Consider the following 413-nt stretch of genomic DNA (forward strand, 5'->3'; position numbering starts at 1 on the left):
CGCTGGAGGAGTCCCTCGCGCTGTGGGAGCGGGGCGAGGAGCTGGCCAAGGTCTGCCGGCGCTGGCTGGAGGGGGCCCGGGCCCGCCTGGACGAGGCCCTGGCCCAGCCCGGGAAGGACCAGCAGGACGACGCCGGGTGACTCCCGAGCCGTAGGGATCCGGGGCGAGCCGGTCCGCCCCGGCCCGGAATGGATCCGAGCGCGCGGCGGTTGTGAGCCTCGTCGGAAATCGGGGCGGCCCGGCCCGTCATCCACGCACACGTCTGTGGAGTGGATCACTCAGGTCAGCTTTTAGTTGAAAGTTAACCTATCCCTCGGTTACGGTCGCCGTATCGCTTGATCCCCATTCGCCCGGAAGGTAATCCGCAAGATGTCCCTCGCTCTTGACCCCGCCGCCCAGGACCTCCTCTTCCG

General features: G+C 69.0%; 1 protein-coding gene. It reads left to right on the forward strand.

Annotated features, from left to right (window positions below; all coding sequences use genetic code 11):
* The first annotated feature begins 2 nt into the window (after positions 1-2).
* Positions 3-140, forward strand: coding sequence for an exodeoxyribonuclease VII small subunit (xseB, locus tag AC1DYK_RS35975; protein WP_478170617.1), 138 nt, complete (start codon positions 3-5; stop codon positions 138-140).
* The last annotated feature ends 273 nt before the right edge of the window (positions 141-413 follow it).

The sequence above is a fragment of the Variovorax sp. P2_H12 genome, from assembly GCF_056403395.1.